Origin of the sequence: Pseudomonas siliginis, assembly GCF_024072275.1 — a bacterium.
In the GTDB taxonomy this organism is placed as follows: Bacteria; Pseudomonadota; Gammaproteobacteria; order Pseudomonadales; family Pseudomonadaceae; genus Aquipseudomonas; species Aquipseudomonas siliginis.
The window spans coordinates 3,864,031-3,879,047 of sequence record NZ_CP099598.1; the positions used below are offsets into that span (position 1 = coordinate 3,864,031).

14 protein-coding genes and 1 pseudogene are annotated in these 15,017 nt (G+C 61.4%); 5 read left to right on the top strand and 10 right to left on the bottom strand.

Annotation, left to right across the window (positions count from 1 at the left end; genetic code table 11):
- The first annotated feature begins 42 nt into the window (after nucleotides 1-42).
- Entirely contained in the window at nucleotides 43-978 is a 936-nt protein-coding gene (locus tag NF676_RS17685) for a LysR family transcriptional regulator (RefSeq protein ID WP_252886479.1), read from the top strand.
- A 201-nt stretch (nucleotides 979-1,179) separates the two neighbouring features.
- Here NF676_RS17685 and ctpM read toward each other — a convergent pair whose 3' ends face one another.
- The gene (gene ctpM, locus NF676_RS27900) at nucleotides 1,180-2,862 is read right to left on the bottom strand and encodes a methyl-accepting chemotaxis protein CtpM (protein ID WP_016775408.1); all 1,683 of its coding nucleotides are present in this window, start codon (nucleotides 2,860-2,862) and stop codon (nucleotides 1,180-1,182) included.
- A gap of 203 nt (nucleotides 2,863-3,065) precedes the next feature.
- A complete protein-coding gene (locus tag NF676_RS17695; RefSeq protein ID WP_056791374.1) occupies nucleotides 3,066-4,382 on the bottom strand; it encodes a Na+/H+ antiporter family protein in 1,317 nt (438 codons plus the stop codon).
- A gap of 1,603 nt (nucleotides 4,383-5,985) precedes the next feature.
- On the opposite strand from NF676_RS17695, the pseudogene NF676_RS27795 reads away from it, so the two are divergent.
- Both NF676_RS27795 and NF676_RS27800 read left to right on the top strand, forming a co-directional pair.
- A pseudogene (locus tag NF676_RS27795) lies at nucleotides 5,986-6,042 on the top strand (hypothetical protein); the annotation flags it as partial.
- A gap of 201 nt (nucleotides 6,043-6,243) precedes the next feature.
- Nucleotides 6,244-6,948, top strand: a complete 705-nt coding sequence (locus tag NF676_RS27800) for a methyl-accepting chemotaxis protein (protein WP_431078557.1) — start codon at nucleotides 6,244-6,246, stop codon at nucleotides 6,946-6,948.
- Between the two features lie 131 nt (nucleotides 6,949-7,079).
- Here the strand turns inward: NF676_RS27800 and NF676_RS17705 are convergent, their stop codons facing one another.
- The 4 genes from NF676_RS17705 to NF676_RS17720 are packed head-to-tail and all read right to left on the bottom strand — an operon-like array spanning nucleotide 7,080 to nucleotide 9,681.
- Nucleotides 7,080-8,393, bottom strand: coding sequence for a sensor histidine kinase (locus NF676_RS17705; protein WP_252886480.1), 1,314 nt, complete (start codon nucleotides 8,391-8,393; stop codon nucleotides 7,080-7,082).
- Nucleotides 8,390-9,058 (bottom strand): response regulator transcription factor, encoded by a 669-nt coding sequence (locus tag NF676_RS17710; protein WP_252876626.1) that lies wholly within the window; start codon nucleotides 9,056-9,058, stop codon nucleotides 8,390-8,392. The genes NF676_RS17705 and NF676_RS17710 overlap by 4 nt, the downstream gene beginning before the upstream one ends.
- A 3-nt stretch (nucleotides 9,059-9,061) precedes the next feature.
- Nucleotides 9,062-9,373, bottom strand: a complete 312-nt coding sequence (locus tag NF676_RS17715) for a PepSY domain-containing protein (protein WP_016775413.1) — start codon at nucleotides 9,371-9,373, stop codon at nucleotides 9,062-9,064.
- Nucleotides 9,373-9,681, bottom strand: a complete 309-nt coding sequence (locus NF676_RS17720; protein ID WP_016775414.1) for a PepSY domain-containing protein — start codon at nucleotides 9,679-9,681, stop codon at nucleotides 9,373-9,375. Before NF676_RS17720 ends, NF676_RS17715 begins: the two co-directional genes overlap by 1 nt.
- 291 nt (nucleotides 9,682-9,972) lie before the next feature.
- On the opposite strand from NF676_RS17720, the gene NF676_RS17725 reads away from it, so the two are divergent.
- Both NF676_RS17725 and NF676_RS17730 read left to right on the top strand, forming a co-directional pair.
- Nucleotides 9,973-11,052 carry a patatin-like phospholipase family protein gene (locus NF676_RS17725; protein WP_252886481.1) on the top strand — a complete coding sequence of 360 codons (1,080 nt, stop codon included), beginning with the start codon at nucleotides 9,973-9,975 and terminating at the stop codon, nucleotides 11,050-11,052.
- Nucleotides 11,053-11,320: 268 nt separating this feature from the next.
- The gene (locus NF676_RS17730) at nucleotides 11,321-12,499 is read left to right on the top strand and encodes a tyrosine-type recombinase/integrase (RefSeq protein WP_252886482.1); all 1,179 of its coding nucleotides are present in this window, start codon (nucleotides 11,321-11,323) and stop codon (nucleotides 12,497-12,499) included.
- Here the strand turns inward: NF676_RS17730 and NF676_RS17735 are convergent.
- The 4 genes from NF676_RS17735 to NF676_RS17750 form a co-directional block, all read right to left on the bottom strand.
- Nucleotides 12,496-12,840, bottom strand: coding sequence for a LexA family protein (locus tag NF676_RS17735; protein WP_252886483.1), 345 nt, complete (start codon nucleotides 12,838-12,840; stop codon nucleotides 12,496-12,498). The genes NF676_RS17730 and NF676_RS17735 overlap by 4 nt on opposite strands.
- A gap of 79 nt (nucleotides 12,841-12,919) precedes the next feature.
- Nucleotides 12,920-13,342 carry a cell wall hydrolase gene (locus NF676_RS17740; RefSeq protein WP_252886484.1) on the bottom strand — a complete coding sequence of 141 codons (423 nt, stop codon included), beginning with the start codon at nucleotides 13,340-13,342 and terminating at the stop codon, nucleotides 12,920-12,922.
- 52 nt (nucleotides 13,343-13,394) lie between these two features.
- A complete protein-coding gene (locus NF676_RS17745; protein ID WP_252886485.1) occupies nucleotides 13,395-13,730 on the bottom strand; it encodes a hypothetical protein in 336 nt (111 codons plus the stop codon).
- Between the two features lie 5 nt (nucleotides 13,731-13,735).
- A complete protein-coding gene (locus NF676_RS17750) occupies nucleotides 13,736-14,998 on the bottom strand; it encodes a hypothetical protein (RefSeq protein WP_252886486.1) in 1,263 nt (420 codons plus the stop codon).
- Nucleotides 14,999-15,017 lie beyond the last annotated feature (19 nt).

Genomic DNA, 15,017 nt, shown 5'->3' on the forward strand with positions numbered 1-15,017 from the left:
TCCGGACAACACTTTTGCGCAACACGCACAGCGAGACACGGCATGCACGGGCTCAACGAACTCGGATTCAAAGCGTTAAGGCTGTTTGTGGCGGTCCTCGACCACGGCAGTTTTTCCGAAGTCGCCCGCCGCGAAGGGGTCGCGCCCTCCTCCATTTCGCGGCAGATCCAGTTGATGGAACAGGCGCTGAACCAGCAATTGCTCTACCGCCACACCCGCGCCGTCACGCCGACTGAAGCCGGGCGCACGCTCGGCCACCATGCGCGGTTACTGCTGGTGCAATTGGAAGAGGCCGAGCAGGCGTTGCAGGAGCAGCAAAGCGAACCCACCGGACTGGTGCGCATCAACGCCCCGGTGGTGTTCGGCCAACGCCATCTGACGCCCTGGCTGGGCGAGCTCTGCGCGCGCTATCCGAAGCTGCAACTGGATATCCAGCAAACCGACCATTACATCGACCCGCTACAGGAAGGCGCCGACCTGCTGTTTCGCATCGGCGCGCTGCACGATTCGAGCATGCAGGCACGCATTGTGGCGCCGCACCGTTTTCAGGTCGCCGCCAGCCCGGCCTACCTCAAACGCCACGGCACGCCGCAGCACCCGGACGAACTCGCGCAACATCAGTGCCTGGCCTATAAAGGCGCGGCCGGTCAGCAGCGTTGGTTTTTCCGCCGCGACGGCGAGGACTGGACGCCATACACGGTCAGAGGCCCGATCACCGGCAACCACGCCGACACCCTGACCCAGGCCGCTCAGCAAGGCCTCGGGCTGGTGATGTTTCCGTCGTGGCTGATTGGCGAAGCGGTGCGCGAAGGCACACTGGTGCCGGTGCTGGGGGAATATCAGGTCTCGAACAGCCTGGAACCGCAGCAGATCGCCGTGCTGTGGCCGGGGAGCCGACGGCTGTCGGTGAAGGTGAGGACGGTAATTGATTTTTTTGTCGAGTGCTTTGGCGAGATTCCCTATTGGGACAGAGCCTGAAGATCAAGAGCCCCCTCACCCTAGCCCTCTCCCTGAGGGAGAGGGAACCGGCCGAGGTGTCCCACCTACTGCATCGACCTGAAAAACCGCGTCGATTATGGATTCAAAGCAGGACTTTCAGGTCGGCGTAATCCCGCAATATTCCCCAATCGGTTCCCTCTCCCTCTGGGAGAGGGCTAGGGTGAGGGGCTTTTCAGGCCATCAGATACGGAACTGCCCCACCAGCTTGCCCAACCGCTGCCCCAGCTCCGCCAGACTGCGCGACGTTTGCGCGCCCAGTTGCGTTTCATCGGCGACGCTGTCCACCGCCACCGCAATCTGATGCACGCTGCGGTTGATCTCTTCGGCCACCGCCGTCTGCTCTTCCGCTGCGCTGGCGATCTGCGCGTTCATCGAGTTGATCGTCGCGATCAACTGCGCCATGGCATCCAGCGATGCACCGGCCTGATTGGCTTGCTGCGAAGTACCGTCGCCGGCCTCGCTGGAACGCCGCATCGCTTCGACCGCCTGCTGCGTGCCCGCTTGCAAGCGGTCGATCATGCCCTGGATTTCCTGGGTGCTGATCTGCGTGCGGCTGGCCAGCGCGCGTACTTCGTCCGCAACCACCGCAAACCCGCGCCCGGCCTCACCGGCGCGCGCCGCTTCGATCGCGGCGTTGAGCGCCAGCAGGTTGGTCTGCTCGGCAATCGAACGAATCACCCCAAGCACGCCGACGATCGAACTGACGTCCTGCTGCAGGCTGTCCAGCGACACGCCGCTGTTGCGGATGTCGTCGACCAGCGCATGAATCTGTTTGATGCTGCCCGCGACCACGCGCTTGGCGCTCTGGCCTTCTTCGTCGGTCTGCTGAGCGGCGACGGCGGCGTTCTGTGCGCTCTTGGCGACTTCCTGGGCGGCGGCGGACATTTCGTTGATCGCCGTGGCGACCTGATCGGTTTCGTGGCGTTGACGCTCCATGGCCTGATCGGAACGCTGCGCCTGTTCCGAGACCTGGGTGACCAGACCGGTCAGTTGCGTGGTCATCTCGGTGATCTGCCGCACCAGGCCGTGGATCTTGTCGACGAAACGATTGAACGAGCCGGCCAGTTCGCCGAGTTCGTCCTGGCTGGTGATGTTCAGGCGCCGGGTCAGGTCGCCCTCGCCCGCCGCGATGTCGTCGAGGTTGGCTTTCATCAGGGTCAGCGGGCGCAGAATGGTGTTGGCCAGCAGCATGCCCGCTGCCGCGATCACCAACAGCACCAGCACCGCAACGCCGACGATGCTCAGCACCACGCCTTGCACGCGCTCCTGCACTTGCGCCTCGACCTGCGCCACTTGCGCTTCGATGCCGTCGAGGTTGACCGAGGTGCCGACCGCCATGTCCCACTTCGGCAGGTATTCGGTGTAGCCGAGTTTCGGCACCAGCACCTTGGCGTTACCCGGCAGCGGTGAGCTGTATTGCAGATAGTGGGTGCCGTCCTTGGCCACTTTGACCAGGCCGAGGTTGACGTAGACGCCGTTCGGATCGCGGTTGTCCTTGAAGCTTTTGCCCACGCCATCGGGATCGTTGGCCTTGAACAGGCGCACGGTTTCGGAGTCGTAGCCGAAGAAGTAGCCGTCCTTGCCGTAGCGGATGCCCGAGAGCAACTTGATCGCCTGCGCCCGCGCCGCGTCGTCGCCCGGTGCGGCGGCGTCGTACAGCGGTTTGATCGTGGTCATGGCCACGGCGACGTAACTTTGCAGGGTGGCCTTGGCGTCGCTGAGCAGCCGCTCGCGGGTCTGTTCGACCTCCTTGCGCGCCTGTTCCTGGAGGATGAACAGCGTGGTCACGCTGATGACCAGCGCAAAGAGCAGCACCGGCAGAACGGCAAGGGACAGGACTTTAGCCTTGAGACTCAGGCGCATCGGGGGACTCACTCTTTTGATTTTGTTGGCGTGGTTAAAGGCTTTAACGGCACGCCGGGGCAAAAGTTGAGTCTTGAAACATCGCCGCCCCCCCCTGTGGGAGCGAGCCTGCTCGCGAAAGCGTTGGCTCAGCAACCTGTGTGTCGACTGACACGACGCCTTCGCGAGCAGGCTCGCTCCCACATGGGGCAATTGTGGATTTTTTAGAGAACCATCGCCGCAACCCAACCAAACACCAGCAGCGGCAGGTTGTAGTGCAGGAAGGTCGGCACGACGGTGTCCCAGATGTGGTGATGCTGGCCGTCGATGTTCAGGCCCGAGGTCGGGCCGAGGGTCGAGTCCGAGGCCGGCGAACCGGCATCGCCCAGCGCACCGGCAGTGCCAACGATGCAGACGATGGCGATCGGGCTGAAGCCCAGTTGCACGCACAACGGCACGAAAATCGCCGCCAGAATCGGCACGGTGGAGAACGACGAACCGATGCCCATGGTCACCAGCAAGCCCACCAGCAGCATCAACAAAGCCCCGACGCCTTTGCTGTGATTGATCCAGGCCGCCGACGATTCGACCAGCGTCTGCACCTGCCCGGTGGCCTTCATCACTTCGGCAAAACCTGAGGCGGCGATCATGATGAAGCCGATCATCGCCATCATTTTCATGCCTTCGGTGAACAGGTCATCGGTCTCGCGCCATTTGACGATGCCCGACACCGAGAAAATCAGGAAGCCGACCAGAGCGCCGATAATCATCGAGTCCAGCAGCAACTGCACCACGAATGCCGAAGCGATGGCCACACCGGCGATCATCAGGCTCAGCGGGTTGTAGTGCACCGCCGTCTGCTCGACCTGTTCGATTTTGGCCAGGTCATAAACGCGCTTCTTGCGGTAGCTGATGAACGCGATCGCCAGTCCGAAAACCATGCCCAGCGCCGGAATGCCCATGGCGTGGGTGACATTGATGCCGCTGATGTCGACACCGCTGCGGGCGACGTTGGCCAGCAGGATTTCGTTGAGGAAGATGTTGCCGAAACCCACCGGCAGAAACATGTACGGGGTGATCAGGCCAAAGGTCATGACGCAGGCGATCAGACGGCGATCGAGTTGCAGCTTGGTCAGTACATATAGAAGTGGCGGCACCAGCAGCGGAATGAACGCGATATGGATCGGCAGGATGTTCTGCGAGGCAATCGCCACCACCCACAGCAGGCCGATCAGCAGCCATTTGACGTTACCGCCGCCGGTTGCGTGCTGCCGATCCACCATGGCCAGGGCCTTGTCGGCCAGCGCATGGGCCAGACCGGATTTGGCAATCGCCACGGCGAACGCGCCGAGCAAGGCGTAGGACAACGCCACCGTCGCGCCGCCGCCCAGGCCGCTGTTGAACGCCTTGAGTGTTGCGTCGATGCCCAGACCGCCGGTCAGGCCACCGACCAGCGCCCCGACGATCAGCGCGATCACCACATGCACGCGCGACAGGCTGAGGATCAGCATGACGCCGACGGCTGCTATGACTGCATTCATTTCACTACCTCAAAAAACACTGCGGGTGGAAACACACCGCCAGACAGGATGAGTCCGCCCGGGGTTGGCCGGCGGATTTGTACAGAGGGTCTTGTTAGAGGGCGCGCACTGTGCCGCAGAGTGGCGGCGCTGTCAAAGCCCTGTGGCGAGGGGATTTATCCCCGTTGGGTGGCGAAGCCGCCCCCGGCAAACTTTAAATCAATCCTGTAGGCAGGTGTCACGACTGCTTCGCAGCCGAACGGGGATAAATCCCCTCGCCACAGGACTACAGGACTACAGGACCACAGGACCACAGGACCACAGGACCACAGGCCCCGCATGCGGCAATCGGTCATATTGCGCTCACGGCATAAAGAAAGCCGAAACGCGGCCGCTACAGTGCAAAGTCTCAGATATTTATCGGATAAGGATGTTTTCCATGTCGCTCAGACAACTTTCCATCCAGTGGAAAATCACCCTGCTCGCCGGCCTCTGCCTGGCCGGTATCGTGACCCTGTTGGTCGGTCTTTCGCTGTATCGCATGGAACACAGCTCGGCGCTGGTCAAGGCCTCGAGCATGGAGATGCTCACCGAGTCGGCGCAGGCGCGGATCGAATCGCAAGGTGAAGTGCAGGCCGCCGGCATTCGTCAGCAATTCATGGACGCCTATCAGTACGGCCACGGTTTCTCGCGGCAGGTACTGTTTTTGCGTGAGCAGGCCGAGAAGCGCTTTCTCGATGCCTTCGACCTGCGCGAGGACATGACCCGTCAGGTCAAATCCGCGCTGCAAGCCAACCCGGACCTGCTCGGCCTGTCGCTGGTGTTCGAAGCCAATGCGCTGGACGGCAAGGACGAACTGTTCGCCGATCAGGCTGAGCTGGGCAGCAACGACAAGGGCCGTTTCGCCCTGTACTGGTCGCAGCCGACCCCGGGCAAAGTCACTTCGATGGCGCTGCCGGAAAGCGACATGAGCGACACCAGCACCGGCCCCAGCGGTCAGGCTGCGAATGCCTGGTTCACCTGCCCGCGCACCACGCTCAAACCCTGCGTGATCGAGCCGTACTTCTATGTCATCGACGGCCAGAAAGTGCTGATGACCAGCATCGTCTTCCCGCTGCAGGTCAATGGCAAAGTCATCGCCTCGCTGTCGGTCGACATCAACCTCAATAGCCTGCAAGCGATCAGCCAGAACGCCAGCCGCAAGCTTTACGACGGTCAGACCGCCGTCAGTATTGTCAGCCCCGCCGGCCTGCTCGCCGGTTACAGCCCGGATGCCGGCAAACTCAGCCAGCGCCTGGATGCGGTGGATCAGGCCAGCGGCAGCGAGTTGCTGCGCCTGCTCGCCTCGAGCACTGGCGTGAGCAGCCTGCACAGCAACGGCCAGTTGAAAGTGCTGTCGCCGTTCCAGCCGATTCCCGATGGACCGGCGTGGGGCGTATTGCTCGATGTGCCGGAGAAAGTCCTGGTCAGCCGTGCCGAAGCGCTCAAGCAGCAACTGGATGCGAGCAATACCTCAGGCACGCTGATCGAACTGAGCCTCGGCCTGTTCGCCGCCCTGATCGGTCTGCTGCTGGTGTGGCTGATGGCGCGCAGCGTGACCAAGCCGATCCTCGGTGTGGCGCACATGCTTGAAGACATCGCCAGCGGCGAAGGCGACCTGACCCGGCGTCTGGCCTACGACAAGCAGGACGAGCTCGGCCAGTTGGCCGGTTGGTTCAACAAGTTCCTCGACAAGTTGCAGCCGATCATTGCCGAGGTAAAACGCTCGGTGCAGGACGCGCGCAACACTGCTGACCAGTCTTCGGCCATCGCCACCCAGACCAGCGCCGGCATGGAGCAGCAATACCGTCAGGTCGATCAGGTCGCCACCGCGTCCCATGAAATGAGCGCCACCGCCCAGGACGTCGCGCGCAGTGCCGCCCAGGCCGCCGAAGCCGCCAAGGACGCCGACCGCGCCACCCGCCAGGGTCTGACCGTGATCGACCACACCACCGCGAGCATCGACACCCTCGCCGCCGACATGAGCGCAGCGATGGTTCAGGTCGAAGGCCTGGCCGCCAACAGCGAGAAAATCGGCACGGTGCTGGAAACCATCCGCGCCATCGCCGAGCAGACCAACCTGCTCGCACTCAACGCCGCCATCGAAGCCGCCCGCGCCGGTGAAGCCGGACGCGGTTTTGCCGTGGTCGCCGACGAAGTGCGCAACCTCGCGCGCCGCACTCAGGAGTCGGTGGAGGAAACCCGCCAGGTCATCGAGCAATTGCAGAACGGCACGCAGGAAGTGGTCGGTTCGATGGGCAACAGCCATCGTCAGGCCCAGGGCAGCGTTGAGCAGGTGGGCCAGGCGGTGACGGCGCTGCGGCAGATCGGCGATGCGGTGACCGTGATCAGCGACATGAACCTGCAAATCGCCAGTGCTGCCGAAGAACAGAGCGCGGTGGCTGAGGAGATCAATAACAACGTGGCGACGATTCGCGATGTGACCGAATCGCTGTCCGGGCAGGCGAACGAGTCGGCGCGGGTCAGTCAGTCGCTCAATAGCCTGGCGAATCAGCAACAGCGGTTGATGGATCAGTTTCGGGTCTAGAATCCACCGCAAAACCCAATGTGGGAGCGAGCCTGCTCGCGAAAGCGTCGTATCAGTCAGCGAACATTTATCTGACAGATTGCATTCGCGAGCAGGCTCGCTCCCACAGGGGATGTAGGGTGTTTTGGCAATTAGCGCTTAGGCAGTTCAATCACCACTTTCAACCCGCCCCACTCGCTTTCGCCCAACACCAGCAAGCCACCCCACGTTTCGACAATATCCCGCACGATCCCAAGGCCGAGCCCATGCCCGTGGGTCTGCTCGTCCAGCCGCGTGCCACGGCTGAACACCTGAGTGCGCTGCTCTTCGGGAATCCCCGGGCCGTCATCTTCCACGCTCAGGGCAAAGCCGTCAGACCTTTCGATCACACTCAAGCGCACCTCGGCATCGGCCCATTTGCAGGCGTTGTCGAGCAGGTTACCGAGCAGTTCGAGCAAGTCCTCGCGGTCCCACGGCAGCTGCAAACCCGGCGGTGCGACGTAGCTCAGGGCCAGATGCTCGCCGTGAATCATGTTCAAGGTCGCCAGCAACCCTGGCAGCTCGGCATCGCAATCGAACAACGCGCCGGGCAGCGCATCCCCCGACAACCGCGCGCGATTGAGTTCGCGATTGAGGCGCTGCTGCACCTGCTCCAGTTGTTCCTTGAGGATCCTGCGCAGCTCGGGATGGTCATCGAGCTTGTCGCTGGAGGCCAGGCTGAGCAGCACCGCCAACGGGGTTTTCAGCGCGTGGCCAAGGTTGCCCAGGGCATTGCGCGAGCGCTTGAGGCTGTCTTCGGTGTGGGCGAGCAAATGGTTGATCTGCGCCACCAGCGGCTCCAGCTCCACCGGCACCTGATCGTCGAGTTGCGAGCGCTGGCCCTGCTGCAACTGAGCGATCTGCTCGCGCGCGCGTTCCAGCGGTTTAAGGGCGCGGCGTACGGTCAGGCGTTGCAGGAACAGAATCAGAAGCAACGCCGCCAGCCCCAGACCGAGGCCGATCTGGCGCATGCGCTGGAAACTGTCGCTGACCGGCGTGTAATCCTGGGCGACGCTGATCGAGATCGACTGACCCAGGCGTCGATAGTCCGAGCGCAGTATCAGCAAGCGTTGCCCGCCCGGGCCTAGTTGCAGGTTGCTGTGCAGCCCCGGGTGCTGCAGCAGCGGCAGTTCCTGATCCCACAGCGAGCGCGAACGCCAGTGGCTGTCGGAGAAATCGATGCGAAAGTAATGCCCGGAAAACGGCCGCTGATAGGCCGGCGACAGATGCCGCTCATCCAATTGCAAACCTTGCGGGCCGCGCACCAGCGCCACCAGCAGGCTTTCGCTGTCGTTGCGCAGGCCGGCTTCGAGGTAGCGCTGCAAACCGACTTCGAACAACCACAGGCTGGTTTGCGCCAGCACCAGACCGACCACCACCATCACGCTGATCAGACCCAAGCTCAGACGGCGCTGGATTGATCTCATGAAGCTTGTCCGCCGAACAGGTATCCCTGACCGCGACGGGTTTCGATCACGCTTTTGCCGAGCTTGCGCCGCAGGTGATTGACGTGGACTTCGAGGACGTTGGAGTCACGCTCGGTCTCACCGTCGTAGAGGTGTTCGGCGAGGTGGCTTTTCGAGAGGATCTGCTCGGGGTGCAGCATGAAATAGCGCAGCAGGCGGAATTCAGCGGCGGTCAGCTGGATGTCGGCGCCGTCGCGAACCACGCACTGGCGGCCTTCGTCCAGATGCAGGCCGGCGGCTTGCAGGGTCGGCTGGTTGGACTGGCCCTTGGAGCGACGCAGCAGCGATTGAATGCGCAGGTACAGTTCTTCCGGGTGGAACGGTTTGGTCAGGTAATCGTCAGCGCCGGCCTTCAGCCCTTCGATGCGCTCGGCCCAGGAGTCGCGCGCGGTAAGGATCAGCACCGGAATCGCCAGACCGGCCGCGCGCCACTGCGCCAACACGTCCAGCCCCGGCACGCCGGGCAGGCCGAGATCGAGGATGATCAGGTCATAGGGCTCGCTGCTGCCCTGATACACCGCATCACGACCATCGGCCAGCCAATCCACCGCGTAGCCTTGGCGCTGCAGGCCAGCGAGCAATTCGTCGGCCAGCGGTACGTGGTCTTCCACCAGAAGCAAACGCATCGATCAATCTTCCTTGTCTTTGACTAACTCGCCGGTATCGGCCTTCAGGTGCAGCTCGCGCGCCACGCCTTCGACCGTCAGCAATTCGACTTCGTAAATGTACACGTCGTGTTTTTCTTCCAGCTCGACTTCCAGCAGTTTGGCGCCGGGGTAGCGATCCATGGCCTGCTGCAGCACTTGCTCCAGCGGCAGGATCACACCATCGCGACGCAGGGCCAGCGCCTCGTCCTGATCGAGGTCGCGAGCCATGGCCGTACTGCACAACAACACCAGCGCCAGCGCCGTCAGGCGGGTGGCGCGACTATTCAGCTTCATTACGTATCCTGATGATCCCTGAGCACTTCACCATCGACCGCGTTCAACTCCAGATCCCACTTCAGCCCTTTCGGGTCGCGCAGTTCGATCTGGTAAATGAACTTGCCGTACTCTTCCTCCAGCTCGGTCTCGGTGATTTCCGAACCGGGGTGTTTTTCCAGCGCGATGGCGTTGAGCTTCTCGAAGGAGACGATAGTACCAGCGTCTCGCAAACGAAGCGCTTCGTCAGGCCCGAGATCGCGCGCCAGCGCAGTGTTGGCGCCAAGGCCGAGGATCGAGGCAGTGGTCAGGGCAGTCAGGGTTTTCATGGTGTCTCCGAATTCTTATATGTTGCTTACGGTGGGCACCATAGCGAGGTCAACTTAACTGAAACTGAATGGCCATCATTGTGCCCCACTGTTGGCAAGATTCCCTGTGGGAGCGAGCCTGCTCGCGAAGACGGAGTGTCAGCTGCAGCGATGTTTCTGACCCGCCGCTTTCGCGAGCAGGCTCGCTCCCACACTGGTTTTGCGTCTGCCCCGTTTGTGGGACAGGCTCACTCCTACATGGGCCTGCAACATGTGCTTATAATCGCCAGCTTGCTAACGATCGAGACCGGTATGACCGCCATCCACATCAAGTTTCCCGCCCTCACCCTCAAGGCCGGCCCACGGGCCATGGCGCGGATTCGTGCGCAGGGATTGCACGCCGCTGACGTCGGCACCCTGCCCGGTGCGGCCGGTGGGCCGAAGGCGTTGGGGATTCAGGGGCTGGATCTGGCGTTGTTCGGCGAGTGGCTGCCGGATGCGCCGCGTGAGCGTTCGCTGATCGGCGCCTCGGTGGGTTCCTGGCGCTTCGCCAGCGCCTGCCTGCCGGTCGCCACCGAAGGCATTCGCCGCCTCGGTGAGCTGTACGCCGAGCAGCATTTCAACAAAGGCGTGACCATGGCCGAGATCAGCCAGAGCTCGCAGCGCATGCTCAATGACCTGCTCGACGGCCGCGATGCGAGCATCCTCGAGAACGCCGATTACCGCTTGAACATCATGGTGGTGAAAAGCCAGGGCCGCCTCGCCGAAGACCATCGCGGACGCCTCGGTCTGGCGCTGGGTTCGGTGATCGCCGACAACCTGCGCGGCCGTGCACGGCTGTCGCGACACTTTGAGCGGCTGATCATCCACGATCCACGCCTGGCGCCGCCGCTTGATGCCTTGACCGATTTCCCCTCGCGTTTCGTTGCGCTCAATACCGGCAACCTGCGCCAGGCCCTGCTCGCTTCCGGGTCGATTCCGATGGTGATGGAAGGCGTGCGCGACCTGCCCGGCGCCGGCGCGGGTACGTTCCGTGACGGCGGTTTGCTCGACTACCACCTCGACCTGCCCTACAGCGGCGACGGCATCGTGCTGTATCCGCACTTCACCGATCGGGTGATTCCCGGCTGGTTCGACAAGACGCTGCCATGGCGCCGCGCTTCGGTGCAGCGTCTGCAGGATGTGCTGCTGGTCGCGCCATCGAAGGAATATCTGGCGCGCCTGCCCTACGGCAAGCTGCCCGATCGCAACGACTTCAAACGCTTCATGGGCGATGCGCCGGGCCGGCAGAAATACTGGCACACGGCGATGGACGAGAGCCGGAGACTGGGTGACGAATTCCTCGAGCTGACGGCCAACGGACGCCTCGCCGACCGCTTGCTGACCCTTTAGTCAGCACGGCCAAAGACAAGCTGATAAACTCGCCGCCTGCCCGAATCGCTGCGGCGAACGCCATCTGAACAGAGCCGAAAATACCGTGGAAATCTTCAAAGATTCCACGGTAGCCTCCCGCCTAAAACCCCTCCGTTTCACAACTCCCCACAAAACCGCTGCTTTACACGACATTCATGTACCAAGCTGTACCGTGCGATACCTTCCCAGTGGCAAAGACTTAGTACATCATCCAGTACATTGAGAATTGAAAGCAGAGGATGTACTAGTGGCAATCTCGGACACTGCGGCCAGGCAGGCCAAGCCGAAGGACAAGGCATACACAATCGCCGACTCCTTGGGGCTTTCCCTCTATATAGCCACCAGCGGCATAAAAAGCTGGCACTTTCGATTTACTTGGCTTGGTAAACAGGCGCGGATTTCATTCGGGACTTACCCGGATACAGGCCTTAAGGAAGCGCGCGCGCGTCGAGACGCTGCACGGGAAGACATTGCCAGCGGGATCGACCCGCGCAATTCGAGAAGGGAGAAGAAGGCCGAGATGATCGAGGCCTGGGGCCGGACCTTTCGTCGTGTTTACGACGAGTGGCTGGCATTCAGGAAGGGGAGCATTTCGCCTGGGACATACCGAATCATCAGCAACTTGATGGAACTGGATGTACTGCCGGTGTTCGGCACACGGCAGATCGACTCCATCAAGCGCGCTGACGTCATCAGCTTGATACGCAAGATTGAGAAGCGCGGCTCGGTGGCCACCGCCGTCAAGGTGCGTCAGCGAACAGGCCAGGTTTTCAGCTATGCCATTGCAATTGGCTTGATTGACGTCAACCCTACCGCAGAGATGCACGCAGTCACTGAGCGCATGGGCCAGCACAAGCCTCACCCCTTCCTGCCACTCAGCGAAATGCCGAAAACGATAGCTGCTGTTCAAGAATCATCTTCAGGCCAGCAGCTTCGCGCGGCATTCATGTTGATGATCTACACCGCGTCCCGCCCCGGAGAGGTGCGTCGCGCCGAATGGTCGGAGATTGATCTAGATGCCGCCGTATGGACGACCCCCGCCGCCAAAATGAAAATGCGCAGAGACCACTCGGTGCCTCTACCTACTCAAGCGGTTGATCTTTTGAAAGCAATGCTGCCGATCACGGGCCACCTTCGTTACGTTTTCGTCAATCGCAGTGACTCGACGATGCCGATCGGCACCAACTATGCCAACAACGTTCTGGATGCCTGCGGCCTGACCGGAAAGCAGTCTCCACACGGTTTCCGCCATCTCTTTTCAACCGAGATGAACGGGAGGGGCTATAACCGAGACTGGATCGAGCGTCAGCTTGCGCACGCAGACAGCAGCTTCATCCGAGACGTTTACAACCATGCTTCCTATCTCGAACAGCGACGGGCAATGATGCAGGAGTGGGCTGATCTGGTGACGCCCGAGCGAGCTTAAGCGGATTGCCGGTGATCACGGATGCTGTGAGTGACCACGCCCCACACTTCAAATGTGTCGCCTTCGAGGATGTGCCGATCCGGGTAGCCACGGTTGGCCGACCTCAGGACAGGCCGGCCGTGCACGTAGCTGAGAAACTTCACTGCTGGCTCCTGGTTGACTACGCCGATGACAATGTTGCCAGCAACTGCCTCTCGCCCCCTGTCCACCACTAGCAAATCGCCGCTGAAAACGCCGGCGCCTTTCATGCTGTCGCCCTCGCACATCACCAGGTAAGTACCGGGATCTCGAATGTTCAGTAATTGATCGAGGGATATTTCGAGATGGTCAGGGGCGTTCATGGTCGGCTCGGGGCTGTATGGGCAAACAGTATTCTATGCTGATACGCCTTTTGTGTAAGAGCTGTTCGTCCGCAACTGATCAAGGTACATCCTTGAAGAAGATGTGGTGGCCAAGCCTGAGTGTCTGCTTGGCCTTCGCCGCCCAAGCCGGCGCCTTGATGCTGGTGGCGTAGTAATGAGTGGCGCCGCCAGTTGGGTCAGGCACCTTGCCGTCGATCACCTGGTCAGCAGCGATCCGACATTGCGCCAGCTCGCGGAACGGGATCTCTTTCACGCCGATAAGGAATTGATAGTTCGGGTCGGTCTTGTTCCAGCAACTGAACTGGTACGGCTTCTGGCACACGCCGGCATACCCCTCCCCCCACCACGACTTCTCCTTTCCGTCGAACACGCGGTTGCGGATCGTCCATCCTACGGCAATCTGGCCGGCAGTCCCTTCGCCGCGAGCTTCGCCCCACAGCGTGCGCGCGAGGATGTCGCGATCTCGTTCGTTTACAGGCATGTGCTTTTCTCCAAGCAAAAAAATACCCGCTCAATGGCAGGTTGCGGTTGGCTTATGCGGCTGGGCGCCACGGCCTGTTGGCTGGTTCGGGGAATCCCTCTGCCCCTTCCTTCCAGTTCCTGACTCGGGTTCGGTAGGCCAGCCACTGTTCACGCGTACCCGGAAGCGCGTCGGCCCCCTCCTCCAGCGCCATCAACTGGTCGTTGATCTCCAAAATCTCGGTAGCTCGCCATTCCTCCTCAATGCGTGATACCTCGCGCAGCGCATCCGCAGCGGCACTCGCATTTATGAGCCACTGCGGAATCTCCTCAGCGAAAGTTTCCCCGTCCTGCAGCTCCATGTCGGGGTTAATCGCTCTCCAGCCGGTAGCTGTAATTGCATAAGGCATATTCGTCACCTGTCGAAGTAGTAGCCGAGCGTGTAGATGTAGGCGAGGTTCGAAGAAGACGTCCAATAGGTGATGGTCCTATCGTCAGCGATACGGCAGGTTCCGTTCTGCACCGTCCCCGCTGAAACGAACACCTGCCACCCTACCGACGCCGCCGTGCCAGCGTCGGATGGCGTGAACTGCGCGATACCGCCCGAGCTTGTCTGGAAAGAACCGGCCAACGTGTGCGCTGTCGTCGGGCAGCTTGCCGCTGTGCTGACGCTGCCGATCCCTGTTACCCCATTGAGAATTCGGAACGGCGCTATGGATGGGTTGCCGAACGTGTAACTCATCGACGAATCGAGCGGATGGTGATGAAACTTGTAGATGTTGTTCGCCGCTCCTACCAGCAGCGAGCCGATGTAACGGCGTGAGTTGTCCCCTGTTTTCTGGTGTGCCTGGTTGTAATAACGTAAAGGCACCGTGGCGGCCTGCTCGATATCGCCGGCAGCGGTCAGGTAAACATGGATAAAGCTGTTGGCCGCCCCCGATGGCGTGAAAGTGCCGCCTGCGTAACTAACAACCTTGTTGACCGACGGGATGTACGCACTGCCCGCTCCAACGCTTATCGACGTAGCTGACACCCAGCCGAGCGTTAGTCCGTCGATGTAGCCCCGGCCAACGCCGAGCGCTGCAGCTGCTCCGGCCGAAGCAGCGGCGCTGAGTGCTGAGTTTGCCGCAGCGTCCTTGTAACCAAGGGCAGCCTGTTCCGATTGTCCGGCGTTGGTTGCGGACGTACCGGCAGCATTCTTATAGTTAAGCGATGCCGCTTCGGACTGCGCCGCCGCGTTTGCCGAAAGACCCGCCGCATTTTTATAATCCAACGATGCAGTTTCGGATTGACCAGCAGCGGCTGCCGACTGAGCTGCCGTGTTTTTGGAAGAAAACGCGGCCGCAGCCGACTCAGCCGCCGACTGCACGCTCTCCTCCAATCCATCGAGCGCATCGCCCACCTCAAGCGATGCCTGGCGGAGCGCGTCGGCGGTGGCTTTCAAATAGCCCTGCATCGGTGCGAGGGCGTAGGTTCCGCCCGCGACCGTAGATCCTTTGTACGGCGGCGAGATCGATAGAGCGGTATCGCTCGCGATGTTGGTGACCTCGTACAGCCCACTATCTGGGCCGATCCAAGCATCACCAACACGTGAGTTCGCGATGAAAGCCGTGCCGACACCCATCACCGCATTGGAATTTTGGGCAACAGAGACCGTTCCTGATTTGTACCAGGTCATGGATATTTTCCTTTGAGGG